Source organism: Niveispirillum cyanobacteriorum (assembly GCF_002868735.1).
Lineage (GTDB): Bacteria > Pseudomonadota > Alphaproteobacteria > Azospirillales > Azospirillaceae > Niveispirillum > Niveispirillum cyanobacteriorum.
Map to the genome: position 1 here is coordinate 121,296 of NZ_CP025611.1, position 16,682 is coordinate 137,977.

The 16,682-nt window shown below is 64.7% G+C and carries 17 protein-coding genes and 1 tRNA gene; 7 read left to right on the forward strand and 11 right to left on the reverse strand.

What is annotated here, in order from left to right; all coding sequences use genetic code 11:
• The first annotated feature begins 231 nt into the window (after nucleotides 1-231).
• Entirely contained in the window at nucleotides 232-1,197 is a 966-nt protein-coding gene (locus C0V82_RS00525; protein ID WP_102110663.1) for an ArsR/SmtB family transcription factor, read from the forward strand.
• Between the two features lie 11 nt (nucleotides 1,198-1,208).
• Complete coding sequence (gene metF / locus C0V82_RS00530) at nucleotides 1,209-2,144, forward strand: methylenetetrahydrofolate reductase (protein WP_102110664.1); 936 nt, start codon at nucleotides 1,209-1,211, stop codon at nucleotides 2,142-2,144.
• A gap of 12 nt (nucleotides 2,145-2,156) precedes the next feature.
• Here metF and C0V82_RS00535 read toward each other — a convergent pair whose 3' ends face one another.
• The 7 genes from C0V82_RS00535 to ygfZ all read right to left on the reverse strand — a co-directional run bounded on the left by C0V82_RS00535 (nucleotide 2,157) and on the right by ygfZ (nucleotide 9,133).
• Nucleotides 2,157-2,762, reverse strand: coding sequence for a hypothetical protein (locus C0V82_RS00535; RefSeq protein WP_102110665.1), 606 nt, complete (start codon nucleotides 2,760-2,762; stop codon nucleotides 2,157-2,159).
• Nucleotides 2,763-2,773: 11 nt separating this feature from the next.
• Nucleotides 2,774-3,517, reverse strand: a complete 744-nt coding sequence (locus C0V82_RS00540) for a HupE/UreJ family protein (RefSeq protein ID WP_102110666.1) — start codon at nucleotides 3,515-3,517, stop codon at nucleotides 2,774-2,776.
• A gap of 13 nt (nucleotides 3,518-3,530) precedes the next feature.
• Nucleotides 3,531-3,911, reverse strand: coding sequence for a hypothetical protein (locus C0V82_RS00545; protein WP_158659632.1), 381 nt, complete (start codon nucleotides 3,909-3,911; stop codon nucleotides 3,531-3,533).
• Nucleotides 3,912-3,922: 11 nt separating this feature from the next.
• Nucleotides 3,923-4,666, reverse strand: a complete 744-nt coding sequence (locus C0V82_RS00550; RefSeq protein WP_102110668.1) for a DUF4198 domain-containing protein — start codon at nucleotides 4,664-4,666, stop codon at nucleotides 3,923-3,925.
• Nucleotides 4,667-4,877: 211 nt separating this feature from the next.
• Complete coding sequence (locus tag C0V82_RS00555; RefSeq protein ID WP_102110669.1) at nucleotides 4,878-5,390, reverse strand: PRC-barrel domain-containing protein; 513 nt, start codon at nucleotides 5,388-5,390, stop codon at nucleotides 4,878-4,880.
• Between the two features lie 123 nt (nucleotides 5,391-5,513).
• Nucleotides 5,514-8,198 (reverse strand): HAMP domain-containing protein, encoded by a 2,685-nt coding sequence (locus C0V82_RS00560; protein ID WP_158659633.1) that lies wholly within the window; start codon nucleotides 8,196-8,198, stop codon nucleotides 5,514-5,516.
• A 65-nt stretch (nucleotides 8,199-8,263) separates the two neighbouring features.
• Complete coding sequence (gene ygfZ / locus C0V82_RS00565; RefSeq protein WP_188595104.1) at nucleotides 8,264-9,133, reverse strand: CAF17-like 4Fe-4S cluster assembly/insertion protein YgfZ; 870 nt, start codon at nucleotides 9,131-9,133, stop codon at nucleotides 8,264-8,266.
• A 155-nt stretch (nucleotides 9,134-9,288) separates the two neighbouring features.
• Between ygfZ and C0V82_RS00570 the strand changes: the two genes are divergently transcribed.
• Nucleotides 9,289-10,497 (forward strand): O-antigen ligase family protein, encoded by a 1,209-nt coding sequence (locus C0V82_RS00570; protein WP_158659634.1) that lies wholly within the window; start codon nucleotides 9,289-9,291, stop codon nucleotides 10,495-10,497.
• Here C0V82_RS00570 and C0V82_RS00575 read toward each other — a convergent pair.
• Nucleotides 10,481-11,689 carry an SPOR domain-containing protein gene (locus C0V82_RS00575; protein ID WP_102110672.1) on the reverse strand — a complete coding sequence of 403 codons (1,209 nt, stop codon included), beginning with the start codon at nucleotides 11,687-11,689 and terminating at the stop codon, nucleotides 10,481-10,483. The two genes, C0V82_RS00570 and C0V82_RS00575, sit on opposite strands and share 17 nt — an antisense overlap.
• A gap of 119 nt (nucleotides 11,690-11,808) precedes the next feature.
• On the opposite strand from C0V82_RS00575, the gene C0V82_RS00580 reads away from it, so the two are divergent.
• Nucleotides 11,809-12,153 carry a hypothetical protein gene (locus tag C0V82_RS00580; RefSeq protein ID WP_054170298.1) on the forward strand — a complete coding sequence of 115 codons (345 nt, stop codon included), beginning with the start codon at nucleotides 11,809-11,811 and terminating at the stop codon, nucleotides 12,151-12,153.
• Between the two features lie 179 nt (nucleotides 12,154-12,332).
• Here the strand turns inward: C0V82_RS00580 and C0V82_RS00585 are convergent.
• Nucleotides 12,333-12,408: transfer RNA gene (locus tag C0V82_RS00585), tRNA-Thr, on the reverse strand.
• Between the two features lie 175 nt (nucleotides 12,409-12,583).
• Here C0V82_RS00585 and C0V82_RS27220 point away from each other — a divergent pair.
• The 3 genes from C0V82_RS27220 (at nucleotide 12,584) to murA (ending at nucleotide 14,769) form a co-directional block, all read left to right on the forward strand.
• Complete coding sequence (locus tag C0V82_RS27220; protein WP_188595103.1) at nucleotides 12,584-12,757, forward strand: hypothetical protein; 174 nt, start codon at nucleotides 12,584-12,586, stop codon at nucleotides 12,755-12,757.
• Between the two features lie 84 nt (nucleotides 12,758-12,841).
• Nucleotides 12,842-13,396 (forward strand): dCTP deaminase, encoded by a 555-nt coding sequence (gene dcd, locus C0V82_RS00590; protein ID WP_102110673.1) that lies wholly within the window; start codon nucleotides 12,842-12,844, stop codon nucleotides 13,394-13,396.
• Between the two features lie 83 nt (nucleotides 13,397-13,479).
• Nucleotides 13,480-14,769 (forward strand): UDP-N-acetylglucosamine 1-carboxyvinyltransferase, encoded by a 1,290-nt coding sequence (gene murA / locus C0V82_RS00595; protein WP_102110674.1) that lies wholly within the window; start codon nucleotides 13,480-13,482, stop codon nucleotides 14,767-14,769.
• A gap of 22 nt (nucleotides 14,770-14,791) precedes the next feature.
• Here the strand turns inward: murA and C0V82_RS00600 are convergent, their stop codons facing one another.
• Together C0V82_RS00600 and C0V82_RS00605 are read right to left on the reverse strand one after the other, a co-directional pair.
• Entirely contained in the window at nucleotides 14,792-15,820 is a 1,029-nt protein-coding gene (locus C0V82_RS00600; RefSeq protein ID WP_102110675.1) for a glycosyltransferase family 4 protein, read from the reverse strand.
• Entirely contained in the window at nucleotides 15,817-16,614 is a 798-nt protein-coding gene (locus C0V82_RS00605) for a UDP-2,3-diacylglucosamine diphosphatase (RefSeq protein WP_245924114.1), read from the reverse strand. The genes C0V82_RS00600 and C0V82_RS00605 overlap by 4 nt, the downstream gene beginning before the upstream one ends.
• Nucleotides 16,615-16,682 lie beyond the last annotated feature (68 nt).

Below are 16,682 nucleotides of genomic sequence, written 5' to 3' on the forward strand. Positions count from 1 at the left end.
TCGGCAGTGACGCGCATCACGTCCGGTTATCCATGGCATTAACCATTTGTTATGCTCATGAATAGCCGGCAATTGCGTCCGATCTGCGGCGCAAAAGCCATATCGCGATGGCATTGTCGTTGTGAACCGCGTTCGGCGCGGGGCCGATACGTTCGCTGCGCCGTATCGGGTCTTGCATAGACATAAAGATATCTTTATATCTTGATCCGAACAAGAGGCGGGTCAGGTCGCATGGAATTCCTGTTGAATGCGCTGAAGGCAGCGGCGGAGCCGACGCGGTTGCGGCTGCTTTCGCTCTGCGCCCATGGCGAACTGACCGTGACGGAGCTTACCCAGATCCTGGGGCAAAGCCAGCCGCGCGTGTCCCGCCACCTGAAGCTTCTGTGCGAGGCGGGGCTGCTGGAGCGGTTCCGTGAGGGTATTTGGGCCTATTACCGCCTGGCCGAGCGCGGGCCGGTCGCGGAACTGGCCCGCACCCTGGTCGATGCCATACCCGGCGATGATGAGGGGCTGGGGCTGGACCTGGAACGTCTGGACCTGATCAAGCAGGGGCGGCGGCAGGCAGCGGACAAGTATTTCAGCGAGAATGCCGCCCGCTGGCACGAGATGCGCGGCCTGCATGTGCCGGAGCGGGATGTGGAGGCGGCCTTGCAGTCGCTGCTGCCGGCGACCGGCGTGGAGGATCTCCTGGATGTCGGCACCGGTACGGGCCGCATACTGGAACTGTTCGGGGAGCGGATTTCGCGTGGCCTGGGCATCGACGCCTCGCGCGAGATGCTGGCTGTTGCCCGCGTCAACCTGGAACAGGCGGGCCTGCGTCATTGTCAGGTGCGGTTGGGCGATATGTATCAACTGTCCCTGGCCGGGCAGAGCCAGGATGCCGTGATCTTCCATCAGGTGCTGCATTATGCCGAAGAACCCGCTGATGCGCTGGCCGAGGCGGCGCGGGTCCTGCGCCCTGGCGGCACGATGCTGGTGGTCGATTTCGCCCGCCATGATCTTGAATATCTGCGTGAACAGCACGCGCATCGCCGCTTGGGCTTCACCGATGATGAAGTCTGCGGCTGGCTGCGCCGGGCCGGCATGCGCCCCGATCCCGTCGTCACCCTGCCGGGTGATCCCCTTACTGTCTGCATCTGGCGGGCCACCCGTACCGATGCCCCTGCCACGCGGTCCCGTCCGCTGGCCGTCGCCTGAAGGATAGTCCCATGAGCCTGAGCGCCCTGATGGATGCCGCCGCCAACCCGGCCCCGTTGATCACCGCCCCCGGCGACCTGACCGTCAGTTTCGAATTCTTCCCGCCCAAGACGGAGAAGATGCATGAGAATCTGTGGACGGCGATCCGCCGGCTGGCGCCGTTGAACCCGGCCTTCATGTCGGTCACCTATGGCGCCGGTGGATCGACGCGGGAACGTACCCATGCCACCGTGACGGGTATCCAGGCTGAAACCGGCATTCCCGCCGCCGCCCACCTGACTTGCGTGGCGGCGACTAGGGAAGAGATCGACGAGATCGCGCGCAACTACTGGGACGCCGGCATCCGCCATATCGTGGCCCTGCGCGGCGATCCACCGCCGCGCGCTGATGGCACCGGCGGCCTGGGTGGTCGCGGGTATGAGCCGCATCCCGGCGGCTATGCCTATGCCGCCGATCTTGTGGCCGGTCTGAAGCGTATCGGCGATTTCGACATCTCCGTCGCCTGTTTTCCGGAAGTCCATCCGGAAGCACCGAGCGCCCAGATCGATTTGGACAATCTGAAGCGCAAGGTCGATGCCGGGGCCAACCGCGCCATCAGCCAGTTCTTCTTCGATGTCGACGCCTTCCTGCGCTTTCGTGACAAGGCCGCAGCATCCGGCATCCATGTGCCCATGGTGCCCGGCATCCTGCCGATCTTGAATTTTACCAAGGCGGCGGAGATGGGGGAGAAGTGCAACACCGCCATCCCCGCTTGGATGCGCGACCTGTTCGACGGGCTGGACGAGGCGCCGGAGACGCGGCATCTGGTGGCGGCGACGGTCGCCATTGAACAGTGCCGCTATCTGGAAAAGCATGGTGTGAAGCAGTTCCACTTCTACACCATGAACCGCGCTGACCTGACGGTGGCCATCTGCCACATGCTGGGTGTTCGTGCGGCGAAAGGGTGAGCGCGTTCGCGCTCACTCCGCCGGCGGCAGATACAAGTCCTGATAAAAGCCCGTGGTCTCCACCACAACGGTTACCGGCGTATCGCCTCGATTACGGAAGTACCAGCCATGAGTGCCGGTGAAGGGGGCCGTGAAGGCTCCCTGGGCGCTGTCCAGATCCTTGGCTTTCCAATAGCTGGAAAACTCGCCTTCCTTGGCGTTGGGCGGTTCGCCATGCATGTCGAACCTCACCTGCCCGCCCGTGGCCTGCCAGCGGAAGATGAAGTGATCTCCCTGCGCCATATGGGCCTTCACCTCCGCCCCGGAATGGGGTGCCAGGATCAATTCTTGGCGGTCGCTGCGCATGGCGGTGGATTTCGCGATGTCCGCCGGTGTTGGGGTGCCGGGGGCCACCGACGCGGCGATGGGCGCGGTGGGTACCGGTTCCGCCGCCTCACCGCCGCTACCCGCCAGCTTGGTCAGGCCCAGGGCGCCACCGGCCCCCGTCGGGTCGATCCCATATTCGGCCGGCAGCACGAACAGGGTCAGCACCAGGGCGGATGCGGCCACGGCCCCCAGACCGGCGCGAAGCAGGGCGCGCGGTGAGGCCTGATACGGTGTGATGCTCATATCGGTCATCGTTGCTCCCCTCAGGTGGATTGGGTGGTGTAGCCGGCCAGCTGATAGCCCACCAGCGTCAGGCCGGCCGCCATCAAAGCGCCGTTAGCCAGCAGGACGGAACGGTTGAAGCTGCGCGTCGTGCGCCAGACATTCATGGCGATCAGGATCAGGCACAGGGCCATGAACTGCCCGATCTCCACCCCGACATTGAAACTGACCAGATTGGCCAGCAGCCCGTCGGGCGACAGCGACAGTTCCTGCAGCTTGGTGGCCAGACCGAATCCGTGGAAAAAGCCGAAGATCAGCACGGCAGCCTTGGTATTGGGCTGAAACCCCAACCAAGTCTTGAAGGCCCCCAGATTGTCCAGCGCCTTGTAGACCACCGACAGGCCAATGATGGCATCGATGATATAGGCATCGGCCCTGATATCGGCCAGCACGCCCAGCAGCAGCGTGGTGGAATGACCGACCGCGAACAGGGTGACGTAAGCGGCGACGTCACGCAGCCGGTAGAGGAAAAAGATCACGCCCACTAGGAACAGCAGATGATCGTAGCCGGTGACCATATGCTTGGCGCCCAGATAGATATAGGGGATGACATGCACACCCTTCGCATCCTCAATGAAGGAGCGATCTTCCTCTGACACGCCATGGGCCATGGCATGGGGCGCCCAAACCAGCAGGGCTAGGATCACCAGCCAGGGCAGGGCGGCGACAAGAAGGGGGACGGCGCGGCCGCCCCCGTTGGTCAATGACAAGGGGAGCAGCCGCATCGTCCCGCCCCCGTCACTTGACGGTGAAGGACAGGATGGAGCGGGCCTGGCTGGCCTTGTTGACCACCATCACCGCCACCTTGGCCCCACTGGTCAGCTTCACGCCCGGCGCGTCGAAGCGGTTGCCGGCCGCGGGCGTCAGGTTGACCTGACGCTTCCCGCCCGCGTCCATGATGGTCATGGTGGCGGTAAGGTCGGCGCTGGCGACGGGTTCATCCTCCTCGCTGACATAAATGCTTGCGGCATCGGCGCCGGCCACCAGCTCGATCAGCGTTTCGCCCGTCATCTGGACGATGCCGCCATGCTTTGGCGTGGTGTCGCCATGGGCCAGGGCGGCCAGCGGCGACAGGGTCAGGGTGGCGGCCAGCGCCAGCCGGATCATCGGGTGCTTCATATGCAAAATCCTTATTCCGGGGCGTGCGGCAGCACGAAGGACAGGGTCGCCAGATACTCGATATGGTCGATCTGCTTGGGATTGTCCGACGGGCCGACATAGGTGGCAGCAAGCACGTTCAGGCCCTGGTTGCGCACCTTGATGGTGGCGACGCCGTCCTTGTCGGTCTTCACCGGCTCCTGATCGGGATCGTTTACGAAATCATGCTTCAGGGCCGCATCCTTGACGGGCTTGCCCTTGTACAGCACGCGCACCTTCAGCGGCTTGCCCATCTCCACCGGCAGGGTCTTGTCCACTGGCACGATCTGCAGCACCTGCTCCGGCAGCGCGGGGATGGGGCTGTTGGGGGTACCGGTCAGGTGGACGGCATATTTCATGGTGCGTTCGGCAACGACCGCATCGGGCACGGTATCGCGCCCGCCCTTGACCCATTTGCCATCCGGCGTGCGGGACCAGAGACCATTATCCATGATGGCGGCAAAGGCGACGGTCGGCGCCTCGCTGTCCACCACAACGATGGGGCCGGCGACGCGCAGGGTGGCACCAACGGGCGCCCAATCGGCGTCATAGCCATAGGTGCCGGTCACCAGACCCAGCCGCTTCACCACATCCAGGTCGTCGGCGCCGACGCCATAGATCAGGGCCGTCTGCTTGGCTCGCTGCGCGAACCAGATGCCATGGGCCTGTGCCGCCATGCCACCACCCAGCGCCGTCACGGCAAGGATGGCGGCCACAAGATGCTTCATCCGTTTCATGTTCCCGTATCCCTGTTCTTTGGGGCTTATGGGAATAGCGTGCCAGCAGTCGTGCGGATTCCGTCATTGTTGGACGGCCCCTTCACGAAAGCATCCCCTGTATTCCCGGCACGCACAGCATAATAGACCGCACAAAAAGAAGCCCCCGGCCCAGGAGGGAGTGGGCCGGGGGCAGGCGGGGACGCTGGAGTTTCAGGGCCATCAGGTCCTTTTATTTATTGGTGCGGATCAGGGAGCGGGTGTTCTTGCCATATTCGAACTCCGCCATCTGATCCAACTGCGCGGTGGTCAGGTTGCGGACCTGGACATGGTTGTTCCCGGCCAGCATGTCGGCATCGCTGATATCGACGGCGACATTCTTCTCGCCCAGGCCCATGAAGCCGCCTGACGCGATGACCAGCTTTTCGGCGTCGCCGCTGCTGGCATTCAAGATCACATCCTCGACCTCCCCCAGTTCCTTGCCGTCAGCTCCGATCACAGTGCGGCCCAGCAGGCGCTCGGCGGAGGTGCGGTCGATGCCGGGGCGTGGTTCGGCCAGAATGCTGGGCGGCGTATCGCGTTCAGGCATCACTGCGGCGGGCGGTTCGCCCACTTGACCCGGTTCAGTGGTCCCCGGGACCGGTGGAACGGGTTCAGTGGTGCCGGGCGGCACCGTCTGGGCGATGGCAGCGGTCCCCAGTAGCAGGGCCGTCAGGGTTGCGGCACCGATCAGTTGCGTGCGCATTGTCTGTTCCTTCCCTTCCGAAGTTGCTCAAGGGCACACCGGGAGTGATCCCGGACCCGTGCCAGAACAACGGAACGCGAAGGCGAATGTTGCGAGGAACGCTGTGACCTTTGGTGGTTGGTATCAAACGCCCCCGGCGGCGCCGCGCAGCTGATCCGCGATCTGGGCCAGACGCGTGCCCAGGTCGCGGGCGGCGACGGCGCTGGCATTCTCGTTCTGGCGTGAGGAGGATCGCAGCATGTCGATGGCGCGCGACAGGTCCACCGAAAGACCATCCAGACGCAGCACACGCTCGCGCAGGTTCTGCGTCAGTTCCGACACGATAGACAGGTCGGTACGCTCCCGTCCCCGTGTTTCCTCCAGAACGGCACGTACGCTGTCGGTCGTGCTGTCCAGTCGGTCGCCCAGCCGATCAATACCGTCCAGACGCGATTTCAGCGCATTGGCGATGGCCAAAAGGTCGGCATTTTCCCGCTCCCGCCCGGCATTGTCGGAGGCGGCCAGGGCATGCAGCGCTTCTGTGGCGGCGGCAAGGCCGCCGGCCATGCCCTCGATATTCAGGATACGCTGCTGCAACTTGTCGACCAACCCCAGGGCCTGATCCACGGCCACCTTTTCCCGGTTATCGGTACTGGCGACCAGGGCATGGACCGCGTCGATGGCGGCGCGCAGGCCGCCCGTCAGGTCGATCAGGGCCTGCGGGGTGCTGTCCCGGTCGCGCTGGGCATCCAGTTCGGCCGCCACATCCTTCATGTCGGCCAGCAGCCGTTCCTGCTGCCCCACGGTGCGCGACAGGGTGGTGGTGGCGATATGCGCCTCCGACGACAGGGCCTTGGTTTCCTGACGCAGGTCGGAGGTGAGATCGCGCAGGCGCGCGGTGGCATCATCCACACCACCCGTCAGGCTCTGCGCCAGACGGCCCGCCGTCTCCCCGATCTCCTTCACCCGGTCGCCGATCTGGGTGGCGCTGCCGCGCATGCGGGTCAGAAGGTCGGCGATGGCTTCATGCTGGCCCGGCTCCACCCTACGGCGTTCAAACTCCTGCCGCAGCCCGTCGCTGGTCAGGCGCAGGGCATCGACGGCGTCGGCCATGCTGTCGGCCCGGTCGGAGACATCGGCCATCAGGCTGGAGAATCGGAACTGGATATCCTGGAACTGATCGGCCAGGGGTTCCAGCTTGCCGCGCGTCATGTCCTCGGCGATCTCCGCCGACTGCTGCAAGGTGGTGCGGGCAAGGTTCATGCTGTCTAGCGCCGTTTCCAGCTTGTAGCTGATCTCCGACGAGCGGTCGTCCAGAAGATCGGCGGCGCGCGACACCTGCATGCCGGCATCCTCCAGACGGGCGGCGGCCTTTTCCGTCGCCTCGTCAAAACGGCTAGTGACGCCGCCCAGGGTGGCGTAGAGCGCCTTCTCGCCCTCTTCCATGCTGTCGGCGGCCCGCGTGATGCGCGAACCGGTCTGATCCACGGTACTTGCCAGCAGATCGCCCGAGGCGCGCAGCAGCTTCACCGCCGATAGCAGGCCCTGCTGCGCCTCTTCCATGGAATGCGACAGCGCCTTGGCGGCGTCGCGGGCCTCCACCGTGGCCAGACGGATGTCGCTGTCGCTTTCCGACAGGCTGCCCAGGGTTTCGATGACCTTGGTTTCGGTCTTGGCGGCGGTGTCGGCCAGATGGTCGGCATTGGCGCGCAGGGCGTCGATAATCTCATCCAGGCCGACATGACCATCGCCGCCGTCAAAGGCGCGGACCTGTGCCACGGCATGGCCCAGCATTTCGGTGGCCTGCCGGATCTCGCGGTTGCTTTCCGTCACGGTGCGCACGGCGGCAGAGCAGAGCTGGTTCACCTGACCCAGCGTGTCATTCAACTGCTGCTTGGTGTCGCCCACGATGCGGCTGACATCATTGCCCAGCATGGCCAGCGACCCGCCGGCCCCGCGCAGGCGCGCCGTCAATGCCTCGAACAGGTCGGCATAGTCGCCTTCGAATTTCAGGCGCAGGCGGCCGTCTTCCGTCGCGACGGAGATGTCGGGGATTTCGGCGGCCTGTTTGCGGAACCCATCGATGGCGCGGGCCAGATCCCCGAACTCATCCTCTCGCTCCGCTCCCCAGACGGGTGCACGCCAGTCGCCGCGCGCCACGCCATTCACGGCACCTGTCAGTTCGCGCAGGGGCCGCAGGACGCGGGCACCCATCAGCGACAGGAAGGCGAACAGGGTGCCCACCAGCACCAGAACGGCGGCCCCGCCCAGCCACAGGCCACGAGTCGCAACCTCCTCCAGCCGGGCCAGCTCCACCGCGTGCAGCCCGCGTGAGCGCTGATCGATGCGGTCGGCCAGGGCCGCATAACGGGTCAGCAGGATGATGGGCGTGGTCTGACCCAGGGCGGCGGGTCCGCTATTGGCCGATTCCAGGGCGCGGCGGGCACCGTCCAGCAGACGCTTCAGGTCGGCAGCCAGTTCCAGTTCCTGCGGCGTCAGGCGCTTGCCTTGCAAACCGCGCAGAGCCTGATCGGCGGCTTCCAGGCTGGTGCGCATTTCGGCACGCGCCTCGGCATTGCCGGTTTCCGCAAACTGCGCCAGCGCCGAGAGGAAACCGCCATGGCCCATACGGTCCTGAAAATCGATCAGAAGCCGGGTCTTGGCCAGCTGGTCGCCCGGCACCTCCATGCTGCCGGACTGCACCTGGAACTGTGCCATCTGAAAGGTGGCGCCGGCCGCCAGCCCGCCGACAATCAGCGTCGCGCCAAGGGCAACGGCGGTGCTGAGATTGCGCAGCGACGACAGCCGCGATCCCGTGCCCCGCTCCATATTGCCTCCCCGCCGCTTCATATTGGGTCAATCGCGGCAGAGACTAACCAATTCTTGTGCCAACTTCATCCATTCGTTGGCATATCGCCTTCCGTTCGGGGCAGATTGATCCAGGAAGGCGGCATCGGGGACAATGTCGCCCCGCCACAGAGCAGCGGCACAGCCCCCGGCAGGGCGTCCAGGCGGATCAGCGCCAGGGCCAGATCATCCCGGCCTGATCGGATTTCACCGACATCCGCGCCGTCGCGGGTGACGATGGTTCCCCCGTCGGGGAGGGGGCCGGTGACGCGCACCGGCAGCAGCCGCTTTTTCACCAGCCCGCGATATTTCGTGCGTGCCGTCAGTTCCTGGCCCACATAGCAGCCCTTGTTCCAAGCGACACCCGCCAGCTCGTCGAAGCCATTATCCAGTAGGATCGACTTCTCCGGTATCAGATCGCGGCTGCTGTCCGGGATGCCCAGGGTCAGGCGCGCGCGATCCCAATCGGCAAGGTCGCCGGGCGCTGGCGTATTGACAGGCAGTATGAAGCGGTGGCCTAGGTCGGCGTGGCGCGGATCGACAATCTGCCAGCCTCCCTCAACCTCCGTCACCGTTCCCCGTTCCGCCTGTGCCGTATCCAGGCGGGCGAAGACACAAAGCTGTCCTGTCAGGTCGGTCAGCTCTACCTTGGCCCGCAGGCGGAACATGCGCAGACGGCGGATCAGATCGTCCCGCCGTTCTGCCTCCACATCCAGCAGCAGGCGGTCCCCATCGGCCAGGATGATGAAATCATGCAGATATTTGCCCTGTGCCGTTAACAGTGCCGACCACACGGCCTTGCCTTGCAGGTTAGTGACATCGTTCGTCACCAGCCCCTGCAGGAAGCTGATACGGTCATCGCCGCCGATGGCGATGACGGTGCGGTTGGAAAGCGGGATCAGCGGCAGATCGGCCATGATGGTGGTTCGTTCCGGGAACGGTTGGCAGTGAGGCCCACCATATAGGCATGGGTGCGGCAATTCGTAGAGCGGATTGCACTTCGCTTCTGCCGGAAGCCGGTTTATGCAGTTGTGTAAGGGGCGCTGCGGACTTTGGGCAGGGACGGCGCATCATGGCGATGGCACAGGACGGGCAGGACCCGGCCTTCACTTCGATCTTCATCCTTTTCGGCGTTCTGATCATGGCGGTCTTCGTGCCGCTGATCCCGCTGGCGTTGGCGCCCGGGGTGACGGCGCTGGCCGTCCTGTTCACCGGCCTGTCGGTCTGGCGGCGCCACTATCCACGGCCCGACCGGTTTGTGGTGGTGGCCCTGGGCCTTTTCCTGGTCTGGTCCGGCGCCAGCTTGTTCTGGACCGGGGGTGGCGGCAAGGGGATCACGGCCTGGGCCGGGTTTCTCTATATCTGGATACCCGGCCTTTGCCTTCTGTCGCTGCTGCCCTCCCTGTCCGATGGTGCTGCCCGGCGGATTGCCCACTGGCTTCTGCCTGCGGTGGCGGTGGGAGCAATGCTGTTAGCGATCGAACTGCTGTTCGACCAGCCGATCCAACATCTGTTCGCCGGGTCCGGCAAGGAAGCGCTGGATTTTGAACGCGACCTCAACCGGGCTTCCCTGCTGCTGGCACTGATGGCGGGGCCGGTGGCCCTGTTGCTATGGCGTCTGGGGCATCGCCGGCTGGCGGCGGTGGCGTTGGCCCTGCCGCTGCTGCTTGTGGCCGACAGCACCAGCCAGTCCTCGGTGGCGGCCCTGCTGGGCCTTGTGATCCTGCTGGGCCTGGCGTGCCTCTCCTGGCGGGTAACGGCGGGCCTGCTGGCTGTGGGGATCGTGGCCGGCCTGACCTTGTGCGGCCCTATCGCCATCTGGATGAAGCAGGTGGGATTGGCCGATGCGGATTGGATGCCATTGAGTTTCCGCCACCGCATCCTGACCTGGGATTTCGTGGCCGGGCGCCTGGGCGACCATCCTTGGATCGGTTACGGGCTGGAAGGGTCACGTGCGGTACCGGGCACGGGCGGGGCCTTCATCCTGCCGGGCGTGGGGCCGGTGCCCATCCTGCCCGTGCACCCCCATAATGTGTTTCAGCAGGTGCGCCTGGAGTTGGGCTGGATTGGGGCTGCCCTGGTGGGGCTGCTGCTGCTGGCCATCCTGCGCCGGCTGACGCGGCTGGACCCAGCCATCCGGCCCATGGCCCTGGCCCTGTTCGGGGCCGTCATCTTCACCCAATGCTTCGCCTATGGCGCGTGGCAGGCCTGGTTGATCTGCGGCATGCTGTTCGCGGGCGCCCTGGTGACCCTGGCGGGCCGGATCAAGGACCCTTCTTGACCAGACAATCCGTACCGGCGGCTTTCAGCCTACTGCACAGCCCCGCTGCCGATGCCTGATCGGCAAAGCCTGTCAGGAAGACGCGGGTGTAGATGCCCTTGGCCCCCAGATCGGCCTGAACCATGCTGGGCTGCCGACCGCCCAACAGGCCCGATTGTTTGGCGGCGATGACCTTCCAATGTTTCTCCGCCTCTTCCCGCGATGGCAGGGACCCGACCTGGATAACCCAGCCGCCCGCCACCGGGGCAGCCACGGGTGCCGTGGCCGGTGGTGGTGCCGGCGCGGGTGCCGCTGCTGCCGGCTTTGGGGCCGGACGGGAGATGGGGACGGTGTTGGGGGCCATGGGCGCAGCATCGGCAATGTTGGCGGGTGCCGACGCGGCAGGTGTTGGTGCCGCTGCGGGGGCAGCCGTGGTGGGCGGGGGAGGGGGTGGTGGTGGCGAGACGGGCGCCGGCGCCGGTTCAGGCTTTGTCGGGGCCGTACGGGCCGGTGTCGCCGCTGCTGTCGCCACGGGCTTCGCTTCCGGCTTGCTGGGCGGCGCTGCGGCGGGTTTAGGCGCTGCGGCGACCTGTGCCGTTGGCGCGGGGCCGGGCACGGGTGCCGGCGGCGACAGGGGCTGCGTCATCCGCTCGACCGCTGCCTTGACCTGCTCCGGTGTCGCCTGCGATTCGATCTCCTGCTCCAGCTTGATCGCCGCGACCAGCCGCTTGGATGAGGCGCGCTTGGCCCAGTGCAGGGCGTCGACGATGTCGCGCGGTGTTCCAAGCCCGAAATAGGTCAGGGCGGCCAGATTATTCTGGGCATGCACGTCGCCGGCCTGTGCGGCGGGCCGCAGAAAGCTGAGGGCCTTGGCATAGTCGGCGGGCATGTCCTGCCCAAAGGCATAAAGCGCTCCCACCATGCTCTGCGCCCCGACATGTCCGTTGCGGGCGGATGCCTCCAGCAAGGTCATGCCGCGCCGCACATCCTTTGTCACCCCGCGCCCCTGGATCAGCATCTCGCCGGCCAGATACTGACCTGAACTGTCGCCGGTTTCTGCCACGGCGTTGAATTCCTTGAAGGCAGTGGCGAAATCACCGGCGGAAAAGGCGATGCGGCCTGCCTGCAGGTCGGCCAGGGCCGGCAGGGCGGTGAGCAGGGTCAGCGACAGGGCCAGGGCAGCGGGCGTGGTGCGGCGGGAAAGGTGCGGCATACAGGCGACATCCGTCGAAAGGGGTGCCACTTCTTCATAGCCGACACGGGCGCGCTTGACGATGCCTCACAAACGGGCTTCAACCTGCGCCAAGTGATCTTAGACCGGAGTTGCGCCATATGGCCGCCAAGAAGAACCCGCTGAACCTGAATCCGTTGCAGTTGAAGACCCTGACCCTGTTCCAGGCCCTGGCGGAGTTTGAGGACATCACCCGCCCCGTCGGCGATGGGGCGGTGGAGGTGATGGAACTGCCTTTCACCAGCCATGGCAACCATTTCCACCTTGGTCCCTGGCTGGTCTATGCCCAGGACGCCACCGGCCTGCGCAACATCGCGCCCTGGACGGTGCTGGAACGCAAGGGCCTGATCATCGGCAATTTCCCGATGTCGGTGACCCTGACGCGGGAGGGGCTGGAATATGAGACGGGGATGCGCCGCCAGATCCTGCAGGGGTCGGATCACTGATGCGGCCAGTCGGGAGGCTGTAACGGCGGCGACCGCCGCCGCGCGGCACGTGCGCTGTCAAGCCAAGTCAAGCCAAGGGCGCGGATGCGCCCGCCCGGCGCCTGAGGGAACAGACGAAAGCCCAAAAACAAAACCCGCCGCACCAGTGAAGGCGGGCGGGTTTTTGTTTTGAGCGGGGATGGTGCTGCCAACTGGAATCGAACCAGCGACCTCGTCCTTACCAAGGACGCGCTCTACCGACTGAGCTATGGCAGCGCCTTCATCCGCAACACCGCTGCGTCGTTGCCGCTGCGGTGGGCGGCTATGTGCCACTCCAACCCCCGGACCGCAAGCAAAAAAATCCCGGACCTGTCGATTTTTTCCGCATACTTGACGTGCAAGTGCGAAAAGACCAGCAATCCAGCCATTTGTGCCCCAGGGATACAGGACCATGACCAGCACACCGCCAAAAAAGGATGAGCGCAAGGACCGTCTGGCGCAGGCGCTGCGGGATAATCTGCGCCGCCGCAAGGATCAGGACAGAGCGCGTGAGGCGCAGGAGGCCATGGAACGCGCGCTGGGACCCGACCCAGCCGAAGGACAGATGCCCGACACCACGGCTTGAGTGGGCGATAGGGCTGGGCTACAAGGTCTTGCGCGCCAGACCTTGGATGGGTGGTGCTGCATTCTGGGGAACTGGGGGACCAACATGCCGATTATGCCCGACAGCTGGATACGCGAACAGGCCACCAGGCACGGCATGATCGAGCCGTTCGTGGAGGCGCAGAAGCGCGAGGGCGTGATCTCCTACGGCCTCTCCTCCTACGGCTATGACGCGCGCGTCGCCCCGGAATTCAAGATCTTCACCAATATCGATAATGCTGTGGTCGATCCCAAGAAGTTCGACGCCACCAGTTTTGTCGATCGCGAGACCGATGTCTGCGTCATCCCGCCCAACAGCTTCGTGTTGGCCCGGACTGTGGAGTATTTCCGCATCCCGCGCGACGTGCTTGTCGTTTGCCTGGGCAAGTCCACCTATGCCCGCTGCGGCCTGATCGTGAATGTCACGCCGCTGGAGCCGGAATGGGAAGGGCATGTGACGCTGGAAATTTCCAACACCACGCCGTTGCCGGCCAAGGTCTACGCCAACGAGGGACTGTGCCAGTTCCTGTTCTTCCAGGGCGCCAGCCCATGCGAGGTCAGCTATGCCGACCGGGCCGGCAAATATATGAAGCAGCGCGGCGTCACCCTGGCGCGGCTGTGATCATCTGCCCCTGATCCGCCATCATCGCGGCCCATGGTTCGGGCCGCGCATCCAAATACCTCTTCTGACGAAACGAACATTCCATGGACAAGCTTCGCATCCGCGGCGGCAACCCGCTGAAGGGCCAGATTACTATTTCCGGTGCCAAGAACGCGGCCCTGCCATTGCAGGCGGCCTGCCTTCTGACGGATGAGAAGCTGACGCTGACCAATCTGCCGCTGCTGGCCGACATCACCACCATGAACCGCCTGCTGGCCCAGCACGGGGTGGAGGTGCATATCAATGGCCGCGATGCGTTTGGGTCCTCCGGCCGGTCGGTGGAACTGGATGCAGCTGACATCTTCAACCTGACCGCCCCGTACGATCTGGTGCGCAAGATGCGCGCCTCGGTGCTGGTGCTGGGTCCGTTGCTGGCCCGGTTCGGTCAGGCCAAGGTGTCGCTGCCCGGCGGTTGCGCCATCGGCACGCGCCCCGTCGATCTGCATATCAAGGGTCTGCAGGCCATGGGCGCGCAGATCGATATCGAAGGTGGCTATATCCTTGCCAAGGCGCCGGAAGGCGGGCTGGTCGGCGCGGAATTCGTTTTCCCGCAGGTGTCGGTGGGTGCCACCGAAAACCTGATGATGGCCGCCACCCTGGCCAAGGGTGAAACCATCCTGATGAACGCCGCGCGGGAGCCGGAGATCGGTGATCTCGCCCGCTGCCTGATCGCCATGGGTGCGGAGATCGAAGGGATCGGGTCCGACCGTCTGGTGATCAAGGGCAAGGACCGGCTGCATGGCGCCACCTATGCCGTGCTGCCCGACCGGATCGAGGCCGGCACCTTCGCGATGGCCGCCGCCATCACCGGCGGGGAACTGGAACTGGTCGGCGCGCGTATGGACGACCTGAAATCGGTCGTGAAGACGCTGGCTGGCGCCAATGTGAAGGTATCGGAGACCGCCAACGGCCTGCTGGTCGCTTCCAATGGCGATCTGCTGGGCGTGGATGTGATGACGGAGCCGTTCCCCGGCTTCCCCACCGACCTGCAGGCGCAAATGATGGCCCTGATGTGCGTGGCCAAGGGGGCGTCGATGATCACTGAGACGATCTTCGAGAATCGCTTCATGCATGTCCCGGAACTGACCCGCATGGGCGCCAACATCACCGTACACGGCTCGTCCGCCCTGGTGCGCGGCGTGCCGAAGCTGACGGGGGCGCCGGTGATGGCGACCGACCTGCGCGCATCGGTCTCCCTGGTGCTGGCGGGTCTGGCGGCCCAGGGCGAAACCACCGTCAACCGCATCTACCACCTGGATCGCGGCTATGAGCGGGTGGAGGCCAAGCTGGCCGCCTGCGGGGCGGATATGGAGCGGGTAAAGGAAGAGGATTGAGGGGGCAATGCTGCCGTTCCCCTTAAGCAACCTGATCTGCCAGCCCCTCCGCCGTAAACGGTCGCAGGTTGGCCAGGAACTGCTGTGCGCAGGATTGCCAGGAGAAGCCCAGCGCATGGTCACGGCAGATCGTCGGGTCGATGCTCACAGCCTGTAAGCAGGCTGCCCGCAGATCCTCGCTCAGTACCCCCGCCGGGCTGTCACCGATCACATCCAGTGGTCCCGGCACAGGGAAGGCCGCCACCGGCAACCCTGAAGCCAGTGCTTCTAGCAGCACCAGACCAAACGTGTCGGTGCGCGACGGGAAGGCAAAAACGTCGGCGGCGGCGTAATGCCGGGCCAGGTCTTCGCCATGTTTGGCGCCCACGAAGGTGACGCCGGGGTAATTGGCTTTCAGTTCCGCCAGTTGCGGCCCGTCGCCCACGACGACCTTACTGCCGGGCAGCTCCAGCGACAGGAACGCCTCGATATTCTTCTCCACCGCCACCCGGCCGACGGAGATGAAAACCGGGCGCGGCAGGTGAGCAAACAGGTCCTTGTCGCGGGGCCGGAAAAGCTCTGTATCCACGCCGCGCGACCAGCGGCGGATATTGGTGAAGCCGCGCCTTTCCAAATCAGCCTCAATGCTGGCCGTTGCCACCATCACCGAATGGGCCGGCGCATGGAACCGGCGGATAAAGGCGTAGGAGAGCGACAGCGGCACCGGCGCCCGGTCGCGCACATATTCGGGGAACCGCGTGTGATAGGCGGTGGTGAAGGGCAGCTTGTGTTTCAGGCAGTAACGCCGGGCCGCGAATCCAAGCGGGCCTTCGGTTGCGATATGGATGGCGTCGGGCTGCGCCTCCTCGATCATCCGCCGCACCCGTCGGCCTGGCGCCAGCGCCAGGCGGATTTCAGGATATGTCGGCATGGGGATGGTGCGGAACCGGTCGGGTGCGATCACCTCCACCTTATGGCCCAGTCGTTCCAGTTCGGCCTGCGTCGTCGTCAAGGTGCGTACGACGCCATTGACCTGCGGATGCCAGGCATCCGTGACGATCAGCAGCTTCACGCTGCTGCCTTCACCGCCTGCCGGGCGGCGACAATATCCGCCCAGCGCAGGATCTCCAGCCGTCCATCGGGATGTTCCACCAGTGCGGTGCATGATTCGACCCAATCCCCATCATTCACGTAAAGCACGCCATCCATGTCCCGCATTTCGGCATGGTGGATATGGCCGCAGATGACCCCGTCCACCTGCCGCCGGCGTGCCTCGTCGGTCAGGGCGGTCTCATAATCGCCGATGAATTCAACGGCCTTCTTGGTCTTGTGCTTCAGATAGGCGGACAGTGACCAGTAAGGGAAACCCAGCTTTCGCCGCGCCTTGTTCAACAGGGTGTTGAGCCAGAGCAGGAACGTGTAGGCCGTGTCCCCCACGAAGGCCAACCACTTGGCGTAGCGCACAACGGCATCGAATTGGTCACCGTGGATGACCAGATAGCGCTTGCCGTCAGCCGCCGTGTGGATGGTGTCTTCCAGGATGGTCACGCCACCGAATTGCAGGCCGATATAGTCTCGAAACGCCTCGTCATGATTGCCCGGTATCATGAAGACCTGGGCGCCCTTGCGTGCGCGGCGCAGGATTTTCTGCACCACATCATTATGCGCCTGCGGCCAGTACCAGCTTTTCTTCAGCCGCCAGCCATCGACGATATCGCCGACCAGGTACAAGACATCGGATTCGGTATGTTTCAGGAAATCCAACAGCATGTCGGCCTGACATCCACGTGTCCCCAAATGGATGTCCGACAGCCAGATGGCGCGATAGCGCAGCACGTCCCCGTCGCCCAGCATATGTTCCCCCATCGCCGGTCAACCCAACCACCAATCGTCCACTATGAATTAAAGACTAGCCATAGCGGATTGCGCCGTTC

Excerpts from the sequence above, each read along its gene's own strand:
- C0V82_RS00525 (WP_102110663.1), top strand. The coding sequence starts at position 232 with ATGGAATTCCTGTTGAATGCGCTGAAGGCAGCGGCGGAGCCGACGCGG.
- metF (WP_102110664.1), top strand. The coding sequence starts at position 1,209 with ATGAGCCTGAGCGCCCTGATGGATGCCGCCGCCAACCCGGCCCCGTTG.
- C0V82_RS00535 (WP_102110665.1), bottom strand. The coding sequence starts at position 2,762 with ATGACCGATATGAGCATCACACCGTATCAGGCCTCACCGCGCGCCCTG.
- C0V82_RS00540 (WP_102110666.1), bottom strand. The coding sequence starts at position 3,517 with ATGCGGCTGCTCCCCTTGTCATTGACCAACGGGGGCGGCCGCGCCGTC.
- C0V82_RS00545 (WP_158659632.1), bottom strand. The coding sequence starts at position 3,911 with ATGAAGCACCCGATGATCCGGCTGGCGCTGGCCGCCACCCTGACCCTG.
- C0V82_RS00550 (WP_102110668.1), bottom strand. The coding sequence starts at position 4,666 with ATGAAACGGATGAAGCATCTTGTGGCCGCCATCCTTGCCGTGACGGCG.
- C0V82_RS00555 (WP_102110669.1), bottom strand. The coding sequence starts at position 5,390 with ATGCGCACGCAACTGATCGGTGCCGCAACCCTGACGGCCCTGCTACTG.
- C0V82_RS00560 (WP_158659633.1), bottom strand. The coding sequence starts at position 8,198 with ATGGAGCGGGGCACGGGATCGCGGCTGTCGTCGCTGCGCAATCTCAGC.
- ygfZ (WP_188595104.1), bottom strand. The coding sequence starts at position 9,133 with ATGGCCGATCTGCCGCTGATCCCGCTTTCCAACCGCACCGTCATCGCC.
- C0V82_RS00570 (WP_158659634.1), top strand. The coding sequence starts at position 9,289 with ATGGCGATGGCACAGGACGGGCAGGACCCGGCCTTCACTTCGATCTTC.
- C0V82_RS00575 (WP_102110672.1), bottom strand. The coding sequence starts at position 11,689 with ATGCCGCACCTTTCCCGCCGCACCACGCCCGCTGCCCTGGCCCTGTCG.
- C0V82_RS00580 (WP_054170298.1), top strand. The coding sequence starts at position 11,809 with ATGGCCGCCAAGAAGAACCCGCTGAACCTGAATCCGTTGCAGTTGAAG.
- C0V82_RS27220 (WP_188595103.1), top strand. The coding sequence starts at position 12,584 with ATGACCAGCACACCGCCAAAAAAGGATGAGCGCAAGGACCGTCTGGCG.
- dcd (WP_102110673.1), top strand. The coding sequence starts at position 12,842 with ATGCCGATTATGCCCGACAGCTGGATACGCGAACAGGCCACCAGGCAC.
- murA (WP_102110674.1), top strand. The coding sequence starts at position 13,480 with ATGGACAAGCTTCGCATCCGCGGCGGCAACCCGCTGAAGGGCCAGATT.
- C0V82_RS00605 (WP_245924114.1), bottom strand. The coding sequence starts at position 16,614 with ATGGGGGAACATATGCTGGGCGACGGGGACGTGCTGCGCTATCGCGCC.